The organism is Sphingomonas sp. NY01 (genome assembly GCF_038809135.1).
GTDB classification, from domain to species: domain Bacteria; phylum Pseudomonadota; class Alphaproteobacteria; order Sphingomonadales; family Sphingomonadaceae; genus Sphingomonas; species Sphingomonas carotinifaciens.
On the sequence record NZ_CP101722.1, the window covers coordinates 1,683,756 to 1,705,561 of the forward strand.

A 21,806-nucleotide genomic window follows, 5' to 3' on the forward strand; every position below is an offset into this window, starting at 1 on the left:
AAAACCCATGCAAGTCTATCAAGCTCCGTTGCGCGACATGCGCTTCGTCCTTCACGAACTGTTCGCCGATGACGGTTTCGGCGATCTGCCCGGCTTCGAGGAATTTTCTCCCGACCTGTACGATGCCGTTCTCGAAGAGGCGGCACGGATGGCGCAGGAGGTGCTGTTGCCGCTCAACGCCAGCGGCGACATCGAAGGATGCCGGCTGGAAAACGGCGTCGTTCGCACGCCGGAAGGCTTTGCGCGCGCCTATGCCACCTTCCGGGACGGCGGCTGGGCGGCACTCGCCTCGCCACCCGAATATGGCGGACAGGGTCTGCCGGAGACGGTGAACAAGCTGGTTGAGGAGATGATCTGCGCGGCCAATCTGTCGTTCAGCCTGTATCCCGGCCTGACCCACGGCGCGACCACCGCGATCGAGGGGCATGGTTCGGAGGCGTTGAAGGCGGCCTATCTGCCCAAGATGGTCAGTGGCGAATGGGCGGGCACCATGTGCCTGACCGAGGCGCATTGCGGCACTGATCTCGGCCTGCTCCGTACCAGGGCCGAACCGCGCGAGGATGGCAGCTTTGCGATCACCGGTGGCAAGATCTTCATCTCGTCGGGCGACCACGACCTGACCGACAACATCATCCATCTGGTCCTCGCCCGCCTGCCCGATGCGCCGGCGGGGGTGAAGGGGATCAGCCTGTTCCTGGTGCCCAAATATCTGCCGGGTGCCGATGGTGCGGTCGGCGCGGCGAACGGCGTGTCGGTGACCGGCATCGAGCACAAGATGGGCCTGAAGGCATCCGCCACCTGCCAGATCGCGTTCGACGGCTCCACCGGTTGGCTGGTCGGCGAGGCGAACAAGGGCCTGGCCGCGATGTTCACGATGATGAACACCGAGCGCGTCTCGGTGGGCATCCAGGGCCTCGGCATCAACGAGATCGCGTATCAGTCCGCGGTCGCCTATGCCCGCGAACGCCTGCAGGGGCGCTCGCTGGCGGGGGCGCAGCGGCCGGACCTGCCCGCCGACCCGATCATCGTCCACCCCGACGTCCGCCGCATGCTGATGACGATGCGCGTCTATGCGCAAGGGTGCCGGGCGCTCGGCCAATGGACCTCGCGCGCGCTCGATGCCGAGAAGCACAGCGCCGATCCGGCGGTGAAGCAGCGTGCCGGCGATTTCGTCGCGCTGATGACGCCGGTGGTGAAGGCACTGTTCACCGACTTGGCCTTCGATGCCGCAAACCTGGGCGTGCAGGTGCATGGCGGCCACGGCTATATCCGCGAACACGGCGTCGAGCAGTTCGTTCGCGATGCGCGGATCGCCCAGATCTACGAGGGCACCAACGGCGTCCAGGCGCTCGATCTGGTCGGTCGCAAGATGCCCGCGCATATGGGCCGGGCGCTGCGGCCCTTCTTCCACGCCGTCTCGGCCTTTTGCGAGGAAACGACGGGGCACGGCGACAAGGCGATCGCAGGATGGACCGCGGCGCTGCACCAGAGCTTCGGCGCGCTTCAGCTCACCACGGGCATGATCGCGCAAAAGGGCATGAAGGACCCGGAGGAAGCGGGCGCGGCGGCAACCGATTACCTGCGCATGCTGGGTCTGGTCGGCATCGGCTACACCTTCCTGAAGGCGGCGGTGATCGCGCAGGCGCGGCTGGACGAGGGGCATGACGATGCCGCCTTCTACCGCGCGAAGCTGGCGACCGCGGGCTTCTTCTTCGACCGCATCCTGCCGCAGGCGACGACCGGCTTTCTGGTCATCAAGTCGGGCAAGCGATCGACCATGGCGCTGCCCGCCGACGCCTTCTGATCGCCGCACCCGCTCGCATACGGGGCCGAACGCACCACCATGCGTTTGGCCCCTGTCGAGAGGATGACGGGAGCAAGGCGTGAAATTTCTGGTACTTGAGAGTGAAACCGCGGAGGAGCGCGAGGCGCGTCGGCAGCGGGCGGGCAAGAGCTCGGGCGAAACCTATGCCGCCACGCTGACCGGCATGGTGCCAGGGGCGGAGGTGACGCGCATCGCGCCCGCCGATGCCGACGCGCCGCACATGGGTCTGGAGGACATCGCCTCCTTTGATGCGGTGTTCGTCACGGGATCGCCGCTGCACGTCTATGACGACAAGCCGGAGGTGCGCCGGCAGGTCGCCTTCATGCGCGCGGTGTTCGCCAGCGGTGTGCGCTCCTTTGGCTCATGCGCCGGATTGCAGCTGGCGGTGTTCGCGGCGGGCGGCAAGGTGCGCGCGATGACCGGCCGGATCGAGGCGGCGGTGGCGCGCGGCATCACCGCGACCGAGGCGGGGCGCGGGCATCCGCTGCTCGCCGGCCGGCCCGGCGCCTGGGACGCCGCGGCGATCCATACCGACGAGGTGGAGCAACTGCCCGACGGTGCCGTGCTGCTCGCCGGCAACGGCGTCACGCGCGTGCAGGCCGCGGAGATCCGGCATGATCGCGGCGTCTTCTGGGGCGTGCAATATCACCCCGAACTGGCGCCCGGCGAGATCGCGGTCGCCATTCGTCATCAGGCGGACTCGCTGATCGAATCCGGGCTGGCGACCGATGTCGCGGCGGTGGAACGGCGCGCCGCGCTGCTCGACCGGTTGCAGCATGATCCAGCGGACAGCGCCGCGCGCTGGGAGCTGGGCGTCGATGCCGAGTTTGCCGAGGAAGACGGACGACGGCGCGAACTCGCCAATTTCATCGCGGCGGTGACGCAGCAGCGCGGGTGAGGGGCTCCCCACCCTTGCGATCGTGGCCAGCCAGCCTATCCCCACCTCCCAATTTCAAAGGACTCGACCCAATGGCGACCATTCCGTTCGACATTTCCCACAGCCTTGGCCGCGTGGAGGCACGGCGCCGGATCGAGGCGGGCCTGCCCAAGCTGGCGCAGCATATTCCGGGCGGCGGCACGGTCGATGCGGACTGGATCGACGCCGACCGGCTGACGCTGGCGATCACCGCGATGGGGCAGAAGGTCGCCGTCGACATGGCGGTCGAGGATGCCCGCGTGGCCGGTACGGTGCAGGTGCCGATGATGCTGGCGATGATGGGCGGCCCGATCGCCGAGTTCGTCAAAACCAGTGCGGAAAAGATGCTCGCCAAACCAGCCTGATGCCGCACGAACGGGATCGATGACGGCGGACGGGTACCACAAACCGGTTGACAGCTTCGCCCAAAGACGTAGTCGATCGGGGTGACGTTTCCCTATGCGTCAGTTGCCGGCCCTTTAGGTCCGGTGTCTGGACGACGAGGTGTCGGCGACCGTACGCATGCGGCGCCGTGCCGGTAAAAGGGCAGGCAGACCCGTGCCCCGCATGGGGCGATAGGAGAGGAATGACCATGTTCTTCAGCATAATCGGAATGGCCCTGGTCGCAGCGTCGCCGTCCGCCGACGCCGCCATCGGGCGGTGGAAGACCGAGACCCGTGGTGGCGTCGTCGAGATCCAGCGTTGCGGCGCGTCGATCTGCGGCCGTATCGTCACTTCCGACAATCTGCGTACGCAGCCCGACCTGAAGGATGCGAACAACAGCAATGCCGCGCTGCGCGGTCGCCCGATCAAGGGCATGCTGATGCTGAGCGGCTTTACCGCGGACGGCGATGCATGGACCGGCGGCAAGATCTACAATGCCGAGGATGGCAAGACCTATAGCGCGAAGGTGACGCCGGTGGGCGCCAACCAGCTCAAGGTGCGCGGCTGTGTGTTCGTGCCGCTGTGCAAGACCCAGACCTGGACGCGCGTGCGCTGATCGCGCGCACCCCGAGCCTTCTTCTGCTTCAGGAATTTTTCGTTATGTCTCTGCGTATCAAGGGCGTGCTGCTCGCTTCGGTCGTCGCCTCCTCCTTCGCCTTTGCCGGGGCCGCGCACGCGCAGGCCTTCTATCTTCAGGAACAGTCGGCGCGTGCCGCGGGCCGTGCCTTTTCGGGCGAGGTCGCCGATACCGGCGCCGCGTCGCTGTGGTGGAACCCGGCCGCGATCGCCGATATCCGCAGCGGCGAGGCCGCGATCAGCGCGTCCGCCATCCTGCCCAAGGGCGATGTGGTCGACACGGGGTCGCGCATTCGGCGCACCGTGGCAGGCGTGCCGACCGCCATCAGCGGGCAGAGCACCTCGTCCGACCCGATCCGCAAGGGCGTGGTGCCGTCGGGCGCCGTGGCCTATCCGCTGACCGACCGGATCGCGGTGGGCGTCGCCGTCACCTCGCCGTACAGCTTCACCACCAATTATGACGGGGACAGCTGGGCGCGGTACAGCGCGGATCGCACCCGCCTGCGTACCATCGACATCCAGCCGTCGATCGCGGTGTCGCTGCTGCCCTGGCTGCGCGTCGGCGGCGCGGTGAACGTGGAATATTCCGACGCCACCCTGTCGAACGCGTTGCCGAACCTGTCCGCGGCGCTGCCCGACGGGTTGCAGCGCCTGTCCGGCGACGGCTGGGATCTGGGCTGGACGGCCGGCGTGCAGTTGCACAACGACTGGGCGACGGTCGGCATCAGCTACAAGTCGGCGATCCAGCACAAGTTGAAGGGATCGCTGGAGATCAGCGGCCTGCTCGGGCCGCTCGCCGCGCAGAACCGCGTGGTCGACGGGGCCACCGCCAGCTTCTACACGCCCGCGCAGATCATCGTCGGCGGTCGCTTCCGGGCGACGGATGCGCTGACGCTGAACGCGCAGGCGATCCGCTATACCTGGGGCCAGTTCGATGCGATCCGGCTGGGGCCGCCGCTGAACACCGCGATCCCGGAAAATTATCGCAACAGCTGGAGCCTGGCGGGCGGTTTCGATTACGCCCTGTCGCCGCGCGTCACGCTGCGCGCCGGCGTACAGCATGCGACGACCCCGACGCAGGATACGCAGCGTGACGCCCGTGTGCCCGATGCCAACCGCTGGAACTATGGCGCCGGCGGCACTTTCCAGGTGACGCCGGGCTTCGCGATCGATGCCGGCGCCAACTATGTCGACTTCGAGGATACGACGATCGATCGTCCGGGCAGCTTCTATCCGGGAACGGCCGCCGCCACGACCATCCAGACCAATGGCGAATTGCGCAACGCGCGTGCGATCGTGCTAACGCTCGGTGGCCGGTTGAGCTTCTGAGGAGGGGACAGGCGATGAAGGTGCTGGTGCCGGTCAAGCGCGTGCTTGACTATAATGTGAAGCCGCGGGTGAAGGCGGACGGGTCGGGCGTCGACCTGGCGAACGTCAAGATGAGCATGAACCCGTTCGACGAGATCGCGGTCGAGGAGGCGATCCGGCTGAAGGAGAAGGCCGGCGTCACCGAGGTGGTGGTGGTCTCGATCGGCGAGCCCAAGGCGGCGGACACGCTGCGCACCGCGCTGGCGATGGGCGCCGACCGGGCGATCCTGGTCACCGCCGAGGGCCGGGTGGAGCCGCTGGGCGTCGCCAAGCTGCTCACCAAAATCGTCGAGGAGGAAAGCCCCGACCTCGTGATCCTGGGCAAGCAGGCGATCGACGACGACAACAACCAGACCGGCCAGATGCTCGCCGGGCTGCTCGGCTGGGCGCAAGGGACGTTCGCGTCGAAGGTCGTGCTGGCCGAGGGGCAGGCGGTGGTCACCCGCGAGGTCGATGGCGGGCTGGAGACCGACACGCTGACGCTGCCCGCGATCGTCACCACCGACCTGCGGCTGAACGAGCCGCGCTATGCCTCGCTGCCCAACATCATGAAGGCCAAGTCCAAGCCGATGGCGACGCGTGCCGCGGCCGATTTCGGCGTCGACATCGCAGCCCGTCACACGATCACCCATGTCGCCGAACCGGGCAAGCGTCAGGCCGGCGTCAAGGTCGCCGATGTCGACGAACTGGTGATGAAGCTGCAAGCGATGGGGATTGCCACGTGAAGACGCTGGTCTGGGTCGAACATGACGGCGGGGCCGTCAAGGATGCCACGCTGTCCGCGGTGACCGCGGCGGCAAAGCTGGGCGAGGTCCACCTGCTGGTCGCGGGGCAGGGCGTGGATGCGGTCGCCCAGGCGGCGGCCGCGATCGCCGGGGTCGGCAAGGTGCATGTCGCCGACGACGCGGCCTATGCGCATGCGCTGGCCGAGAATGTCGCGCCGCTGGTGGTGGAACTGATGGGGCACCACGACGCCTTTGTCGCGCCGGCCACCACCACGGGCAAGAACATCGCGCCGCGGGTCGCGGCGCTTCTCGACGTGATGCAGGTCTCCGACATCCTCTCGGTCGAGGGGCCGGACAGCTTTACCCGGCCGATCTACGCGGGCAACGCCATCGCCACCGTCAGGACCAGCGACAAGAAACTGGTCGTCACCGTGCGCGGCACCGCCTTCGACAAGGCGGAGGCACAGGGCGGCACGGGCACGATCGAGGCGGTCGCCGCCACCGGTGACAAGGGCCTGTCCAGCTTCACCGGCGCGGAGATCGCGGAGAATGCACGTCCCGAGCTGACCTCGGCCAAGATCATCGTGTCGGGCGGCCGGGCGCTGGGCTCCGAGGAGCAGTTCCACGCGCTGATCGATCCGCTTGCCGACAAGCTGGGCGCCGCCGTCGGCGCATCCCGCGCCGCGGTCGATGCCGGTTATGCCCCCAACGACTATCAGGTCGGCCAGACCGGCAAGATCGTCGCCCCCCAGGTCTATGTCGCGGTCGGCATCTCGGGCGCCATCCAGCATCTGGCCGGCATGAAGGACTCCAAGGTGATCGTCGCGATCAACAAGGACGAGGATGCCCCCATCTTCCAGGTCGCCGACATCGGCCTGGTCGGCGACCTCTTCAAGCTGGTCCCCGAACTCACCCAAAAGATGTAAAGACCACCCTCCGCCGCTGTCCCGTGACGCGGCGGGGGAAATCGCCGTGAACGCTATCATAACCGATTGTTACGCGTGCAATTCTTCGTCTAAACACAATGGGATGAGTGACAATCTGATCGATCCTGCGCAGTCGCGCGTTCGTACCATTGCCGATCTCGCGCGCTTGGCCGGCGTTTCTGCGGGAACGGTATCGCGCGCGCTGGCGGGCAAGTCGCTCGTGAACGAGGAAACCCGCCTGCGCATCCAGGCGCTGGCCACTGCGCACGACTTCCGCCCCAACCAGATGGCCAGCCGCTTGCGTACCAAGCGCACCGGCGTGATCGGCGTGGTGGTGCCGCTCGGCCATGAACGGCGCCAGCACCTGTCGGACCCCTTCTTCATGACGATGCTCGGCCACCTTGCCGATGCGCTGACCGAAAACGGCTATGACGTCATGCTGTCGCGGATCATTCCGGACGCGGACGACTGGCTGGAACAGATCGTCAATTCGGGCATGATGGACGGGGTCCTGCTGATCGGCCAGTCCGACCAGTTCGAGGTGATCGAGCGGGTCGCGCGTCGCTACCGCCCGCTCGTCGCCTGGGGCAGCACCATGCCGGATCAGGTTCATTGTGCGGTGGGCAGCGACAATATCGCGGGCGGGCGATTGGCCGGCGAACGCCTGATCGCGCGCGGGGCGAAGCGGATCGCGTTCCTGGGCGATGTGCGTGCCCCTGAAATCCGCCAGCGTTACGAGGGCGTGGCGGCAGCGATGGCGGCGGCCGGGCTGGCGGACGGTCCGCTGCAACTGACCACGCATCTCGCCTCCGACATCATGGAGCAGGAGATCGCGCAGCATCTGTCCGCAGTGGGCGACCGGATCGACGGCATCGCCGCCGCATCCGACGTGATTGCGATGACGGCGATGCGCGTCCTTGCCGACCGCAATATCCGGGTGCCGGACCAGATCCCCGTCGTCGGCTATGACGACCTGCCACTGGCGATGCAGACGGTACCGCGCATCACCACCGTCCGTCAGGAGATCGCGGCGGGTGCGCGCGCGATGGTGCAGGCGCTGTTCGCGCGCATCGGGGGCGAGGACGCGCCGGGCGTCGTCATGCCGCCGCTGTTGATCGAGCGCGATTCCGCCTAAACCGCTTGGCGATTATATTATACTGTATATAAGGAGCTTGCCTGCCTCTTCCTGAGGCCGTCACCATCACCACCGGAGGAAGCCATGCCCTATCATGTCTGCAGGATCAGCACGCGGACGGGTCGCATGGCAGGCGCGCTGGCCGCGCTGCTGTTGGCCAGCGCGGTGCCGGCCATCGCCACGGCACAGGCGAGCGCCGATGCCCGGCTGAAGACGCTCTACACCGAGGAATATGCCTGGCGCGAGCGGCAGCAGGGTCCCGGCGAGGACAAGCCCGACGCCACCGCGAGGGGCCTGCCCGATGTCGGCCCGGCAGCACAGGCGGCACGGCTCGACCGCTGGGAGGCGACCGCAAAGGCGCTGCAGGCGATCCGCCCCGCCACCCTGTCGCCGGCCGCGCAGGTGGATTATGCGGTCTACAAGGGGCAGATCGACGCGCTGCTCGCCGCGCAACGCTTCCGCGATTACGAGATGCCGTTGACCGCGGACACCAGCTTCTGGAGCGACATCGCCAGCGCGGCCCGCGGCCGCTTCGTGACCGAGCGTGATTATCGTCGCTACATCGCGACGCTGCGCGACGTGCCGCGCTATTTCGACCAGCAGATCGCCAATATGCGCGCCGGGTTGCAGCGCGGCTTCACCATTCCGCGAGTGACGCTGACCGGCCGCGACATCGGTGTCGCGCAGGTGGCCGAGGCCAAGTCGGTCGAGGACTCGCCCTTCTGGGAGCCGATGCGGACGATGCCCGCCTCGATCCCCGCCGCCACCCAGAAGACGCTGCGCGACGAGGCACGCGCGGCGATCACCACCGCCGTGGTGCCGGCGCATGTCCGACTGCTGACCTTCCTGCGCAATGACTATATTCCCGGGGCGCGCCCAACCACCGCCGCGGCCGACCTGCCCGACGGTGCCGCTTATTACCGCTCCAAGATCCGCGAATATGTGACGCGCGACATGACCGCCGATGCGGTCCACGCCACCGGCCTTGCCGAAATGGCCAAGATCCGCGCGCGGATGCAGCAGGTGATGCAACAGGTGAAGTTCGAGGGCGATCTGCCCGCCTTCCTCACCTATCTGCGAACCGATCCCAAATTCTACCCCAAGACGCCCGAGCAACTGCTCTACCGCGCGGCGTGGATCGCCAAGACCTTTGACGGCAAGGCGTCTGAGTGGTTCGGCCGCCTGCCGCGCAGCCGCTTCGCGATCAAGCCGGTGCCGGCCGACCTCGCCCCCTTCTACACCGGCGGGCGCGGCGGGCCGGGCATCTACCTGGTCAACACCTATAATCTGCCCGCACGGCCCTTTTATGCGCAGGTGGCGCTGACGCTTCACGAAAGCGCACCCGGCCATGCCTTCCAGATGCCGCTGGCGATGGAGAATGACGGGCTGCCCAAGTTCCGCCGCGACTCCTACCTGTCCGCCTATGGCGAGGGCTGGGCGCTCTATGCCGAGGCGCTGGGCGAGGAAATGGGAATGTACGAAACGCCCTATGACCTGTTCGGCATGCTGTCCTACCAGGCGTGGCGCGCGGCGCGGCTGGTGGTCGATACCGGCATCCATGCCAAGGGCTGGACGCGCGAACAGGCGCAAACCTATCTGCGGGACAATACGGCGCTGTCCGATCACGAAATAACGACCGAGGTCGACCGCTACATCGCGTGGCCGGGTCAGGCGCTCAGCTATTATATGGGGCAGTTGGCGATCCAGGCGGCCCGCGCCCGTGCCGAAAAGGCGCTGGGTCAACGCTTTAGCATTCGCGCCTTTCACGATGCCATTTTGCAGCTCGGCTCGGTGCCGCTCAGCGTCATCGATGCGCGGGTCGACCGCCTGATCGCGGAGGGCGGCAAGGGTCCTTATCCCGACGAGGAATGATTGCTGAATTATTTCTGCGACCGCCTCGCACTTGCATTGACGCTGCGATAGATTCGCAATAGCAGGCCCTCAAAATCTGAGGGGGACCCTATGACTGCTGCTGCCACGCGCTCAACCGGCGCATTTCTGGCCTTGTCCTGCATCGGTGCGTTCGCGACCGCGCCGGCCGGTGCGGACGAGGCGAAGACCCCGCCCGCCGCCGCGCCGGACCAGGATCGGCCGGAGATCGTCGTCAACGGTCACCGCGCCAAGCCGGACGCCGATCCCAAGCAGGTCGCCCCGATGGTCGATACGCCGCGGTCGGTCATGGTGCTGACATCGGACGTGATCCAGCAGACCGGGTCGACGACCCTGCAGGAGGCGCTGCGCACCATCCCCGGCATCACGTTCGGCGCGGCCGAGGGTGGCAATCCGATGGGCGACCGCCCGTTCATCCGCGGTTTCGATGCGCAAGGGTCGATCTATCTCGACGGCGTGCGCGACATCGGTTCGCAGAGCCGCGAGGTCTTCGCCGTGGACCGGGTGCAACTGGTGCGCGGATCGGATTCGACGCTGGGCGGACGCGGCGGCGCGGGCGGCACGATCAACATCGTGTCGAAGCTGCCGCAACTCGACACCTTCGGGTCCATTTCCGGCAGCTACGGCAATGCCGATTTCAAGCGCATCACCGGCGACATGAACGTCAAGCTGGCCGACACGGTCGCCTTCCGCGTCCAGGGCCTGTGGCACGATCAGGACTTTGCCGGGCGCGACGCGATCTACAATCGCCGCTGGGGCTTTGCGCCTTCGCTGACGGTCGGGCTGGGCACGCCGACGCGGCTGACCGCCAGCTACTACCGTCTGGAAACCCACGAACTGCCCGATGGCGGGCTGCCCTATCGCTACACGCTGGCCAATGCACCGGGCACCGGCACCATCGTCAGCACGCCCGCACTCGGCCGCTTCACCACGATCGGCGGGCGCACCGGCATAGTCGACCGGGCAAATTTCTATGGCCTAATCGACCGCGATTTCCGCGACACCACCACGGATCAGGCGATGGTCCGCATCGAACACGACCTGACCGGCACGGTCACGCTGCGCAACACCGCACGCTATGCCCATACGACGCAGGCGTTCATCTTCACCCAGCCCGACGACAGCCAGGGCAATGTCTTCGGCACCGCCGCGACGAACCCGACCACCGGCGCGGCGGGTGCGCGAGGCGACCGGCTGAACGGCGGCTATGTCTGGCGGCGCAGCAACACGCGCCACAGCGTGGTGGACAGCATCGTCAACCAGACCGATCTGTACGGCACGCTGGACACCGGCGGCATCGAGCACAGCTTTGCGATGGGCGCGGAATTCGCCTGGGAGAAGGCCCGCCGGGGCACCTTCGTCCTTGCCAATGGCAGCACGGTCAGCCCGCGGTGCAACACCACTTCCATCGCGCGCTACAATTGTACCGATCTGTTCGCCCCGACGCCCGGCGATCCGTGGGTGAACTATGCCAGCGACATCTCGACGGTCGCCACCCCGATCGTGAAGGGCGCGCCTACGACCGAAACGCAGCAGGATGCGACGACGCAGGCGATATATGCCTTCGACTCGATCACCCTTGTGCCGCAACTGATCCTGAATTTGGGCGCGCGCTTCGACCGGTTCAAATCGGTGCTGACCCCGCCGGGCGCACTCCAGACCCGCATCCGGCGCACCGACGAACTGTTCAACTGGCAGGCGGGTCTCGTCTTCAAGCCGACGCCGGAGACGAGCGTTTATGCCAGCTACGCCACGTCCGCCACGCCGCCCAACAGCCTGATCGGGGAGGGGCGTGAGGACAATGCGCTGCCCACCAACCTGACCACCGAGGCCAATCGCGCGATCTTTGACGCTCTGGAGCCGCAAAAGACCAAGTCGTACGAGGTCGGCGCAAAGGCCAGCCTGATGGGCGAGCGGTTGCAACTGGGCATCGCCGCGTTCCAGACCGACATCAGCAACGCGCGCGTGCTGACCGATGCGAATACGGTCGATTTCATCGGGCGCAGCCGGGTGCGCGGCATCGAGCTTTCGGTGTCGGGCATGATCCTGCCCGGCTGGACGGTGTTCGGTGGCTACAGCCATCTCGACCCGAAGATCCTCGACGGCGGTTTCACCGCGCTGACCGCACCGGCCATCGGCGGACGGCCCGCGCAGATCGTCTCCGTGCCCTCCGTCAACACCGGCCGACAGATGCCGCAGACGGTGCGGAACAGTGTCTCGGCCAGCACCAATGTCGAACTGTTCGGCCGCTTCAGCATCGGCGGCACCGCCATCTACATGGATCGCATGTATGGCGGCTATCAGGACAATCGCAGCGCGGTGCAGACGGCGGCCGGCGTGGTGACCGTCAATCCCGCCACCAAGGTGCTGCTGCGTGAGATCCCCGGCTATTGGCGCTTCGATGCCCGCGCCGCGCTGAAGCTGACCGACATGATCGAACTCAGCGTCAACGCCCAGAACCTGACGGACAAGGCGTATTTCAGCCAGGCCTTCACGACCCACAACGCCAATGTCGCTGCCGGACGCACGGTGTTCGGCACGGTCAACGTCCGCTTCTGATGACCATCTCCGATCCCGCCGGGCCTGACCCCGCCGCATTGCCACCCGAGGAACTGGCCGCGCGGCTGGCGACCCCCGGCGCGGCCCGGGCCGCACTGGTCCATGCCGCGGCGCAGGCGGGGGAGGCGGAGGCGCAACTGGTCTGTGGCCAGATGCTCCTCGATGGCACGGAAACGCCGGGTGACCCGCGGGCGGCGCTCGACTGGTTCACCCGCGCCGCCGCGCAGCATCACCCGATGGCGCTCAACATGGTCGGGCGATGCTACGAACTGGGCTGGGGCTGCGCGGTCGATGCCGGGCGCGCGGTCGCCTGCTACCGCATCGCCGCCGGGCAGGGACTGGCGGAGGCGATGTATAACTATGCCACGCAACTGGCGCTCGGCCACGGCGTCGCGACCGACCGGGCGGAGGCGCTCCGCTGGCTGGAGCGGGCCGGCGACCTTGGCTATGCGAAGGCGGTGAACTTCATCGGCAGCTTTGCCGAGGATGGCTGGGCGGGGCCGCGCGACTTGGCAAAGGCCGCGCGCTGCTACGCCCGGGCGGCCGAGGGTGGCGATTTCCGCGCCGCCTTCAATCACGCCCGGATGCTCGGTGCCGGGGGGCAGGTCGAGGGCGCACTGAAATGGCTGGCCCGCGCGGTGGCCGGGGGCACGCCCGCCTTTGCCGCACGCGTCATCCATTGGTGCGCCGCCAGCGACATTCCCGCCTTCCGCCGCTATGCCGAAGCGCTGAGGGAGGGCAGGGCATGTTGATCGCGATACCCGATGTGCTGGACGGGGCGGGCGTCGCCCGGCTGCGCGGCTTGATCGATGTCGCGGAGTGGGTGGATGGCAATGCCACCTCCGGCCCGCAATCCGCGCTGGCCAAGCGCAATGCGCAATTGCCCGAAGGCTCGCCCGCCGCGCGCGAGGCGGGGGGCATGGTGCTCGACGCGCTGGCCCGGTCGCCGCTGTTCATCGCCGCCGCATTGCCGCTCAAGGTGTTTCCGCCGCTGTTCAACCGCTATGCGGGGGGCGACGCGTTCGGACTGCATGTCGACAACGCCATCCGCATCCAGCGCGGCAGCGACTTTCGCATCCGCTCCGACCTGTCCGCCACGCTCTTCCTGTCCGATCCGGACAGCTATGACGGCGGCGAACTCGTTATCGAGGAACAGTTCGGCGAGCAGCGGGTCAAGCTGCCTGCCGGGCACATGGTCGTCTATCCCGCCTCCAGCCTGCACCGGGTGATGCCGGTGACGCGGGGCACGCGTGTCGCATCCTTTTTCTGGATCCAGTCGATGGTGCGCGACGACGGTGCCCGCCGCATCCTGTTCGAACTCGACCAGAGCGTGCAGGACATCGCCGGCCGCGACGGGCAGGACGATCCCACCACCATCCGCCTGACCGGCGTCTACCACAATCTGCTCCGCCGCTGGGCGGAGGCCTGAACCTCAGGACGCCGGTGCCGGCCCCCAGCCGAGACCCAGCGCCTTTTGCAGCGCGATGAAGTCGCTGGTCATCGCCGCCGTCGCCTGCGCCAGCGACTGTTCCGCCGACAGCCGCTGCCGTTCGGCATCCAGCGTGTCGATCAGCGTCGCGGTCCCTGCGGCATAGCGCTGCTGCTGGAGCGCGGCGGCGCGGTCCGCCGACGCCTTGGTTCGCGCCGCACTGGCCACCGTACGCCTGCGCGCGCCGTAGCGCGACAAGGCATCCTCGGCATCGCGCAGCGCGGTCAGCACGGACGCGCGGTACTGCGCCGCCGCCTCGTCGCGCACGCCCTTGGCCTGTTCCACGCGCGCCGCGTTGCGACCGAAGTCCAGGAAGTTCCAGCTCAACCGGGGCATGCCCAGCGTGAACAGGTTGCCGGTGTCGAACACGTCGCCGGGATCGGTGCCGCCAAGCCCCAGCATGCCCATCAGGCTGATCTGCGGAAAACGCTGTGCCTCCGCCACGCCGATCCGCGCATTGCTCTGCGCCAGTTGCCGCTCGGCCGCGCGGATGTCGGGCCGACGCTGGAGCAGGGCGGCGGGGTCGCCCACCGCGACCTGGGCCGGGGGCAGGGGAACGCGACCCGGTGTCGCCAGCATCGTGTCCAGCGCGCCCGGCGCCTCGCCGACCAGGACCGCCAGCGCGTTCAGATAGGCATCGCGCTCCGCGGTCAGCGGCACCAGCGTGGCATCGGTCTGCTCCAGTTGTGTGCGCAGCCGCTCCACCTCCAGCGCAGAGGTGGTGCCCGCGCCGTAGCGTTCCTGCGTCAGCGCCAGCATCCGCCGCTGGCGCTCCGCCGTCGCCTGTCCGAGTGCGAGCCGCTGCTGCCGGTCGCGCAACGCGACATAGGCCTGCGCCACCTCCGCGGTCAGCGACACCTGCACGTCCGCCACGCCGGCCTCGGCCCGGCCCAGCGAGGCGCGCGCCGCCTCCACCCCGCGGCGGCGCAGGCCGAACAGATCGACCTCCCAGCTCGCATCGAAGCCGAGATTGTAGAATTGCAGCGACTCGCTGTCGCCGCCGCCACCTTGCGCCCCCGCTTCCGCACCGCCCAGGTCGATGCCGGGCAGGCGCGCAAAGACGCCCATCGCCTGCGCGTTCGCGTTCGGCAACTGGTTCGCCCGCTCCAGCCGCAGCCCCGCCCGCGCCTGACGCAGCCGCGCCTCGGCCACCGCGATGTTGGGATTGCCCGCCAGCGCGCGCGCCTCCAGATGGTCGAGCATCGGATCGCCCAAGCCGGTCCACCATGACGCCACCACCGGCTGCGCCGCTACCGTTTCCGGCTGCGCGCGGACGAATTTGGCGGGCGGCGCCACCGCACCGGCGCTTTCGGGCCCCTGATAGTTCGGCCCCACCGTGCAGGCGGAAACAAGGACGAGGGAGGGAAGGATCAGCGTGCGCATCGAACTGCGTTCCTCAATGCATGGCGATCGCCTGCCCCTGCGGCAACGGCCGGAGGAACAGAACGAGCGGCGTGACGAGCGTGATCCCGATCGCCAGCAGCCAGAAAATGTCGTTGAAGGTCATGACCAGCGCATCGCGCTGGATCTGGCCGGCCAGCGTGCGGAACGCGCCCTCCTGCCCGAACTGCGCAGTGAGCCCGCCCAGATAGTCCTGCACGCGCACCGAATTGGCGTTCAGCGTTTCCTCGATCCGGCGGCTGTGGAACCACATGCGCTGGTCCTGCACCGTCGAGATCCCCGCCAGCGCGAACGACCCGCCCAGGTTGCGCGCCGCGTTGAACAGCCCGGCCGCGTCGCCCGCATCGGACGGCGGGACGGACGAGATCGCCGCCTGGTTCAGAAACAGGAAGCTCAGGATCGTGCCGACGCCGCGCAGCAATTGCGAGTCGACGAAGTCGCCGCCCGCCGACTGCGCGGTCAGCGTGGTATCGATCCAGCAGCTCGACGCCATGATCAGCAGGCCCGCGCCGACCGCGAACCGGATGTCGAGGTGCCGGATCATGAGCGGGGTGAACCCCATCAGGATGATGCTGGGAATACCCGACAGCAGCACCACCTTGCCCGATTGCAGCGCGTTGTAATCGGCGATCGTCGCCAGGAACTGGGGGATGACGTAGGAGGTGCCGTACAGCACCGCACCCACCAATATACCCATCACCACCACCGACCCGAACTGCCGGTCGAGCACCAGCGACAGCTTGATCACCGGCCGCTTCGCCAGGAACTGCCCGGCCAGCAACAGCACGAAGCCGAGCGCCGCGATCAGCGACAGGATGATGATCGTCTCGCTTTCGAACCACTGCTCGCGCTGACCCTCCTCCAGCACCACGGTCAGCCCGCCCAGCCCCAGGATCAGCCCGGCAATGCCCAGCCAGTCGGCGCGGAACAGCTCCTCCGGGTGCGCCTTGCGGTGCGGCAGGCCGACCAGCAGCAGCACGATCAGCAGGATGCCGATCGGCAGGTTGATGAAGAAGGCATAATGCCAGGAGATATTCTCGGTCAGCCAGCCGCCGATCAGCGGCCCGACCAGCGGCCCCAGGATCGCGGTCACGCCGAACAGCGCATTGCCGATCGGCTGTTGCGAGCGCGGCAATCGCGTCGCGATGATCGTCATCGCGGTGGGGATCAGCGCGCCGCCGGTAAAGCCCTGGCCGACGCGCCCGATGATCATCATCGTCAGGTTGGTCGATATGCCACACAGCATCGAGAAGAGCGTAAACAGCGTCGTCGCGATCAGCAGAAAGGTGCGCAGGCCGAACAACCGCTCCAGCCACGCCGCCAGCGGGATGATGATGATCTCCGCCACCAGATAGGCGGTGGCGATCCATGTCCCCTCGGTGCCGCTCGCACCGATCTCGCCCTGGATGGTGGGCAGCGACGAATTGACGATGGAGATGTCCAGCGTCGCCATCAGCGCGCCCAGGCTGCCCGCCGCCACCGCCAGCCAGGCGGCGGCATCAGCGCGCTCGGGCGTACCGGCGGATGCCTTGCCGGAGGATGCGCGAACACCGTCCGCGGTGGCCGCGCTCACCGGCGGATGCTCTCGTTATGCTTTTCCTGTTCGCGGGCGATGCGGTCCCTGGCGCCCTTGGCCGACCGGGTGTCGACGCTGACCTCGACCGACATGCCCGGCACCATCAGCTTGCGCGTTTCCGGATCGGCATGGATCGCGATGCGCACCGGCACGCGCTGCACGATCTTGGTGAAGTTGCCCGTCGCATTCTGCGGCGGCAGCACCGAGAATTGCGCACCGGTACCCGGTGAGATGCTCTCGATCCGGCCGGGGATATCGACGCCCGGCAGGGCATCCACCTCGATCGTGACCGGCTGGCCGATGCGCATCAGGCCGAGCTGCGTTTCCTTGAAATTCGCCTCGATATAAAGCTGGTCGACCGGCACCACGGTCATCAGCCGGGTCGCGGCCTGCACATATTGGCCGACGCGCACCGTCTTGTCGCCGATCCGGCCGTCGATCGCCGCGCGCAGCAAGGTTGCGCCGACATCGCTTTGCGCCGCGGCAAGCTGCGCCTGTGCGCCCTCGGCCTGCGCCTCGGCCTGCCGGATCTGCGCGCGCAGCGTGCCGACGCGGCGCTGCGCACTGGTCAACGCCGCCTGCGCCGCGGTGACGCGGGCGTCGGCCTGCGTCGCCTGGTTGCGCAACTGCGACAGGCGCTCGCGCGGCTCGGCCCCCGATGCCGCCAGCGGCACATAGCGTGCCACCTCGGACCGGGCGAACGCCGCATCCGCCCGCGCGGAGGCGAGGTCGGCGGCGGCACGCGTGATCGCCGCCTGCTGCTCGCGAATCTGCGCCTCCACACCCTGGGCGGTGGCGGCGGCGACGCCGATCTGTGCCTGCGACTGGGCGGCGCGCGCGGTATAATCGCGCGAGTCGATCTGGGCGAGGGGCGTGCCGGCGCGGACATACTGGTTGTCGCGCACGAACACCTTATCGACATAGCCGCCGACCTTGGGCGACACGATCACGCTGTCCGCCTGGACATAGGCATCGTTGGTCGATTGCTGGAACTTGCCGAAGCTCTGATACCGCGTGAACCAGATCGCACCGACCACCAGCAGCACGACCACGACCACCAGCAGGATCGCGCGGATACGGCGCTTCTTGGCCGGGGACGCCGCCTTGGCGGGCGTCTCGTCATGCTCGTCCCCGGGCGTATCCGTGCCACCATTTTGCTGATCGGACAGGTCGGCCATCATCTTCCTCGCATCTGCAGCATGCCTTCTGCGCCGGCTTGCCGAACTAGGCAAGGCCATTTAGTGAGGTTCCTCATGAAGTCCAGTGAGGTTCTGCTCCGCGACCTGGCCCGCGTCTATCTGATGGCCCATCGCCTGACCGACCGGGCGATGACCGCTCAGGGCGCGTCCTTTGCCCGCACCCGTCTGCTCCTGCTCATCCAGGCCGGGAACGGGCGCGCGCGCGCCGCCGACATTGCGGAGGTGTTCACCATGGCGCCGCGCAGCGTCACCGACGCGGTCGACGCGCTGGAGCGGGACGGCTTGGTCCGGCGCGAACCCGACCCGCAGGATCGCCGGGTCAAGCGCCTGCACATCACGCCCGCCGGCCAGCGCGCCATCGATGCCAGCGAGCCGATGCGCGTCGCCTTGACCCAAAGGCTGTTTGTCGCCTTCGACGACGATGACCGCGCGCAGCTCGATACGCTGCTCCAGAAGCTGCTCGCCGCGTTGATCGCCGAAATGCCCGATCATCTCGGTGCGGATGCGTGCACTTCGATTGCGCCCACTCCCGAGCGCGGAGCGTAACCCCCGCTGGCGAGTTAACGCGGGATGACATACGTTAACCGCACGCGCGCATGTTGAACCCGTTCCGGCGGGGCGAGGGGGATGGCCCGACGCTGGGCGACGGCGCCGAACCCGCCACCGCCCTGTCGCAACAGGGCCTTCGCCATGCCGACGGCCATCTGCCGCTCGAACGCTATGGCACGCTCGGCGACGGGCGCAGCGTGGTGTTCAGCGGCGCGGACGGGGCGGTCGACTGGTGGTGCGTCCCCAACATGGATTCGCCGCCCCTGTTCGACCGTCTGCTCGATGCGGAGCAGGGGGGCTATTTCGCGCTCAGCCCCGATGCGCCCTTTACCGTCGAGCGGCGCTACCGCGCCGACAGCAACGTGCTGGAGACGATCTTCACCACCGACACCGGCCGGGCCAAGCTGACCGAGTCGATGAACAGCGGCACCGCCGGTCGCCTGCCCTGGGCGGAGTTCGCGCGCCGGCTCGACGGGCTGGACGGCCATGTCCGCTTCGCCGTGTCGCTGCGCTTCGGCCGCCGCGCCGACACAGTCAGCCCGTATTTCGCCAAGGCCGGCGGGCATGACGTGTTCCATGTCGGCCACGTCCTCGGCCTCTTCCGCCACTCCGACAATGTGCAGCTCGATCCGCTGATCGACGGGCAGATCACCGGCACCGTCGCGGTCGGGCCGGGCGAGCGTGCGGTGGTGGCGATCGTCGCGGGGGAGGACGAACCGCTCGTCTGCCCCGCGATCGAGGAAATCGATGCCCGTATCGACCTGTCCGATGCCGAATGGCGGCAATGGACGGAGCGGCTGCGCTGCCACGATCGCTTTCGCGCGCTGATCATGCGCAGCGCCCTGGCGCTGAAGCTGCTCCTCTACTCGCCCACTGGCGCGATCGCCGCTGCCGCGACGACCTCGCTGCCCGAGGGAATCGGTGGCGAGAAGAATTACGATTATCGCTATGCCTGGATCCGGGACGCGGGCTACACGATCAAGGCGTTCCTGCGCATCGGCGCGCTGGCCGAGGCCAAGGCGGCCTTTACCTGGCTGCTCAAGCGGTTGGGCGAGAGCGAGCCGCAGGTCTGCTACACGCTGCAGGGCGACATGGTGCCGGCGGAAAAGATCGTCGACGTGCCCGGCTATCGCGGCTCGGGACCGGTCCGCACCGGCAACCTTGCCGGGTCGCAGCATCAGCATGGCATCTACGGCGACATCTTCGAGACGGCGAGCCGCTTCGTCGCCTGTGGCAACATCCTCGATGCCGCCAGCGCGGAAACCCTGTCGCATCTCGCCGACGACTGCGCGGACCGCTGGCGCCTGCCCGACGCCGGGCTGTGGGAACTGCCCGAAAGCCGGCATTACACCATGTCCAAGATCAGTTGCTGGCAGGCGCTGGCCCGCGCGGTCGAACTGGCCGATGACGGGCAGATCCCGACCACCTGCCGCGACCGCTGGCTGCGCGAGCGCGACCGGATCGCCGCCTGGATCGACGAGCATTGCTGGTCGGAGGAACGCGGCGCCTATCTCTTCTATCCGGGCAGCGACATGCTCGACGCCAGCCTGGCGCTCGCCGTCCGCTTCCGCTTCGACGGACAGGACCGGTTGCGCCGTACCCTGGACGCGATCGACCGCGAACTCGGCAAGGGCGCGTTCCATTATCGCTACACCGATGTCGACCGGGAGGAGGGGTGTTTCCTCGCCTGCACCTTCTGGATGATCGAGGCGCGCGCGATGCTCGGCCAGAAGGCAGAAGCGGAGGCCGCCTTTGAGGCCGCCATCGAAAAGCTGGACAGCGGCGTCGGCGTCTATGCCGAGATGATCGATCCCGATACCGGCGCCTATCTCGGCAACATGCCGCAGGGGCTGACCCATCTCGCCCTGATCCAGGCCGCCGCGACCTTGTGCGGGGCCGAACTCTGATACGCTATCCCACCCGCGCCAGCCGGTATCCCACCCGCCCGAACAGGATCAGTGCGACGGCCGACCCGACCAGGGTCGCCCCCGCCGCGCCCGTCGCACCGTAGGCGGGCATCAGCACCGCCATCGCCGCGAACAGCGCGACGACCGATGCGACGCGGATGCGCAGCGCGGTCGCAGCCCGCCCGATCGCCAGCAGCACCGGCTCGAACGCCACGCCCATGACCTCCAGCCCGGCCGCAAGCCCCAGCAGCACCAGCACCGGATACGCCCCCAGATAGGTCTTGCCCGCGATCAGCCGCAGCGCCGGCTCTCCCAGCAGGGGCACCAGCAGACAGATCGACCCACCCGCCACCAGTGCCAGCCGCGTCGATTGCCGGAACAGGGTCGTCATGTCCCGCTTGTCCCCTTCGGCCCCCGCCCGCGTGAACTCCGGCAGCACCCCGCGCGAAAACATGTCGGACACCCGCGTCAGTGCCTGGCTCAATTGATAGGCCAGCCGGTACGCGCCCGCCGCCGCCGGTCCCGTCGCAAAGCCGACCAGCACCACCACCACCTGCTTGCTCGCGGCGTTCAGCGACGCGTTCATGTTGGTCACCACCGCGAAATGCCACAGCCCCGCATTTTCGTGTGGCGCGGCCTGTGCCCCGCGCCACCATCCCAGCAGGCCCGGCGCCGCCCGGTGGGCCGCCGTCCAGTAGACGATGGCGGTCAGCACCTCGGCCCCCGCCCAGGCGAGCAGGAAGCCCTGCACCGTCGCATGCATCAGCACCGCCGTGATCGCGCCGCCACAGCGCGCGAAGGGGGTCACCGCATCCGCCATCGCGCCCACCGCGAACCGGTCGTGCAGCCTCAGGATGCCGACCGCGGTCGATCGAAAGGTCAGCAGCAGCACGAAGCAGAACAGCAGGGCCTCGGTCGCGAAGGTCGCATCCCATCCCAGCCGCACCCGCAACACGGCGACCGCGACGCTCGCCACCAGGCATCCGAACAGCGCCGCGCCCAGATCGAGCGCGGTGCACCAGCGCACCAGGCGCCCCAGCATCGCCCCGTCACCCGCCTTCAGCGGCGCCATGCCGTAGCGCACCACCACCTGCCATGTCTGGAAACCGACCAGCGCGGCGACCGCCTGGCCCGTCGACAGGATCAGCGTGAACTCGCCGAACCGCACGACGCCCAGCGAGCGCGTGGCGAGGGCCAGATAGACGAGGCTGAGCACCGCGCCGACGCCTTTGCCGGTCAGCAGCCAGCCGACATTGCGCAGCGCACGGCCGAATGGGGTCGGCGCGGACTTGGACACGTTCAACGGCTTTCTTCCGAGGGC

18 protein-coding genes are annotated in these 21,806 nt (G+C 68.0%); 14 read left to right on the forward strand and 4 right to left on the reverse strand.

Annotation, left to right across the window (positions count from 1 at the left end; genetic code table 11):
- Positions 1 to 7 precede the first annotated feature (7 nt).
- From NPJ82_RS08255 to NPJ82_RS08310, 12 genes are all read left to right on the forward strand, one after another.
- The gene (locus NPJ82_RS08255) at positions 8 to 1,804 is read left to right on the forward strand and encodes an acyl-CoA dehydrogenase C-terminal domain-containing protein (protein WP_342656975.1); all 1,797 of its coding nucleotides are present in this window, start codon (positions 8 to 10) and stop codon (positions 1,802 to 1,804) included.
- Between the two features lie 79 nt (positions 1,805 to 1,883).
- Positions 1,884 to 2,723 carry a type 1 glutamine amidotransferase gene (locus tag NPJ82_RS08260; RefSeq protein WP_342656976.1) on the forward strand — a complete coding sequence of 280 codons (840 nt, stop codon included), beginning with the start codon at positions 1,884 to 1,886 and terminating at the stop codon, positions 2,721 to 2,723.
- 71 nt (positions 2,724 to 2,794) lie between these two features.
- A complete protein-coding gene (locus NPJ82_RS08265; protein ID WP_342656977.1) occupies positions 2,795 to 3,106 on the forward strand; it encodes a polyhydroxyalkanoic acid system family protein in 312 nt (103 codons plus the stop codon).
- Between the two features lie 227 nt (positions 3,107 to 3,333).
- A complete protein-coding gene (locus NPJ82_RS08270) occupies positions 3,334 to 3,741 on the forward strand; it encodes a DUF2147 domain-containing protein (protein WP_342658987.1) in 408 nt (135 codons plus the stop codon).
- A gap of 44 nt (positions 3,742 to 3,785) precedes the next feature.
- Complete coding sequence (locus NPJ82_RS08275) at positions 3,786 to 5,090, forward strand: outer membrane protein transport protein (RefSeq protein WP_342656978.1); 1,305 nt, start codon at positions 3,786 to 3,788, stop codon at positions 5,088 to 5,090.
- 14 nt (positions 5,091 to 5,104) lie between these two features.
- Positions 5,105 to 5,854, forward strand: a complete 750-nt coding sequence (locus NPJ82_RS08280) for an electron transfer flavoprotein subunit beta/FixA family protein (protein ID WP_342656979.1) — start codon at positions 5,105 to 5,107, stop codon at positions 5,852 to 5,854.
- Complete coding sequence (locus tag NPJ82_RS08285; protein WP_342656980.1) at positions 5,851 to 6,780, forward strand: electron transfer flavoprotein subunit alpha/FixB family protein; 930 nt, start codon at positions 5,851 to 5,853, stop codon at positions 6,778 to 6,780. The genes NPJ82_RS08280 and NPJ82_RS08285 overlap by 4 nt, the downstream gene beginning before the upstream one ends.
- Positions 6,781 to 6,883: 103 nt before the next feature.
- The gene (locus NPJ82_RS08290) at positions 6,884 to 7,915 is read left to right on the forward strand and encodes a LacI family DNA-binding transcriptional regulator (protein WP_112383184.1); all 1,032 of its coding nucleotides are present in this window, start codon (positions 6,884 to 6,886) and stop codon (positions 7,913 to 7,915) included.
- Between the two features lie 126 nt (positions 7,916 to 8,041).
- Complete coding sequence (locus tag NPJ82_RS08295; protein WP_342656981.1) at positions 8,042 to 9,787, forward strand: DUF885 family protein; 1,746 nt, start codon at positions 8,042 to 8,044, stop codon at positions 9,785 to 9,787.
- A 90-nt stretch (positions 9,788 to 9,877) separates the two neighbouring features.
- Entirely contained in the window at positions 9,878 to 12,364 is a 2,487-nt protein-coding gene (locus NPJ82_RS08300) for a TonB-dependent receptor (RefSeq protein WP_342656982.1), read from the forward strand.
- Positions 12,364 to 13,116: a tetratricopeptide repeat protein gene (locus tag NPJ82_RS08305; protein ID WP_342656983.1), complete on the forward strand. Its 753-nt coding sequence runs from the start codon at positions 12,364 to 12,366 to the stop codon at positions 13,114 to 13,116. Before NPJ82_RS08300 ends, NPJ82_RS08305 begins: the two co-directional genes overlap by 1 nt.
- Positions 13,110 to 13,793 (forward strand): Fe2+-dependent dioxygenase, encoded by a 684-nt coding sequence (locus NPJ82_RS08310; protein WP_342656984.1) that lies wholly within the window; start codon positions 13,110 to 13,112, stop codon positions 13,791 to 13,793. The genes NPJ82_RS08305 and NPJ82_RS08310 overlap by 7 nt, the downstream gene beginning before the upstream one ends.
- A 3-nt stretch (positions 13,794 to 13,796) precedes the next feature.
- Here NPJ82_RS08310 and NPJ82_RS08315 read toward each other — a convergent pair whose 3' ends face one another.
- From NPJ82_RS08315 to NPJ82_RS08325, 3 genes are read right to left on the reverse strand one after another with little or no spacing between them, the layout of a single operon-like run.
- Positions 13,797 to 15,236: an efflux transporter outer membrane subunit gene (locus tag NPJ82_RS08315; protein ID WP_342656985.1), complete on the reverse strand. Its 1,440-nt coding sequence runs from the start codon at positions 15,234 to 15,236 to the stop codon at positions 13,797 to 13,799.
- Positions 15,237 to 15,249: 13 nt separating this feature from the next.
- Positions 15,250 to 16,827, reverse strand: a complete 1,578-nt coding sequence (locus NPJ82_RS08320; protein WP_149682979.1) for an MDR family MFS transporter — start codon at positions 16,825 to 16,827, stop codon at positions 15,250 to 15,252.
- Positions 16,824 to 18,011, reverse strand: coding sequence for an HlyD family secretion protein (locus tag NPJ82_RS08325; protein WP_342656986.1), 1,188 nt, complete (start codon positions 18,009 to 18,011; stop codon positions 16,824 to 16,826). Before NPJ82_RS08325 ends, NPJ82_RS08320 begins: the two co-directional genes overlap by 4 nt.
- Before the next feature lie 72 nt (positions 18,012 to 18,083).
- On the opposite strand from NPJ82_RS08325, the gene NPJ82_RS08330 reads away from it, so the two are divergent.
- Entirely contained in the window at positions 18,084 to 18,575 is a 492-nt protein-coding gene (locus NPJ82_RS08330) for a MarR family transcriptional regulator (RefSeq protein WP_342656987.1), read from the forward strand.
- A 50-nt stretch (positions 18,576 to 18,625) separates the two neighbouring features.
- Entirely contained in the window at positions 18,626 to 20,485 is a 1,860-nt protein-coding gene (locus tag NPJ82_RS08335; protein ID WP_342656988.1) for a glycoside hydrolase family 15 protein, read from the forward strand.
- Between the two features lie 4 nt (positions 20,486 to 20,489).
- Here NPJ82_RS08335 and NPJ82_RS08340 read toward each other — a convergent pair whose 3' ends face one another.
- Entirely contained in the window at positions 20,490 to 21,782 is a 1,293-nt protein-coding gene (locus NPJ82_RS08340; RefSeq protein WP_342656989.1) for a lipopolysaccharide biosynthesis protein, read from the reverse strand.
- Between the last annotated feature and the right edge of the window lie 24 nt (positions 21,783 to 21,806).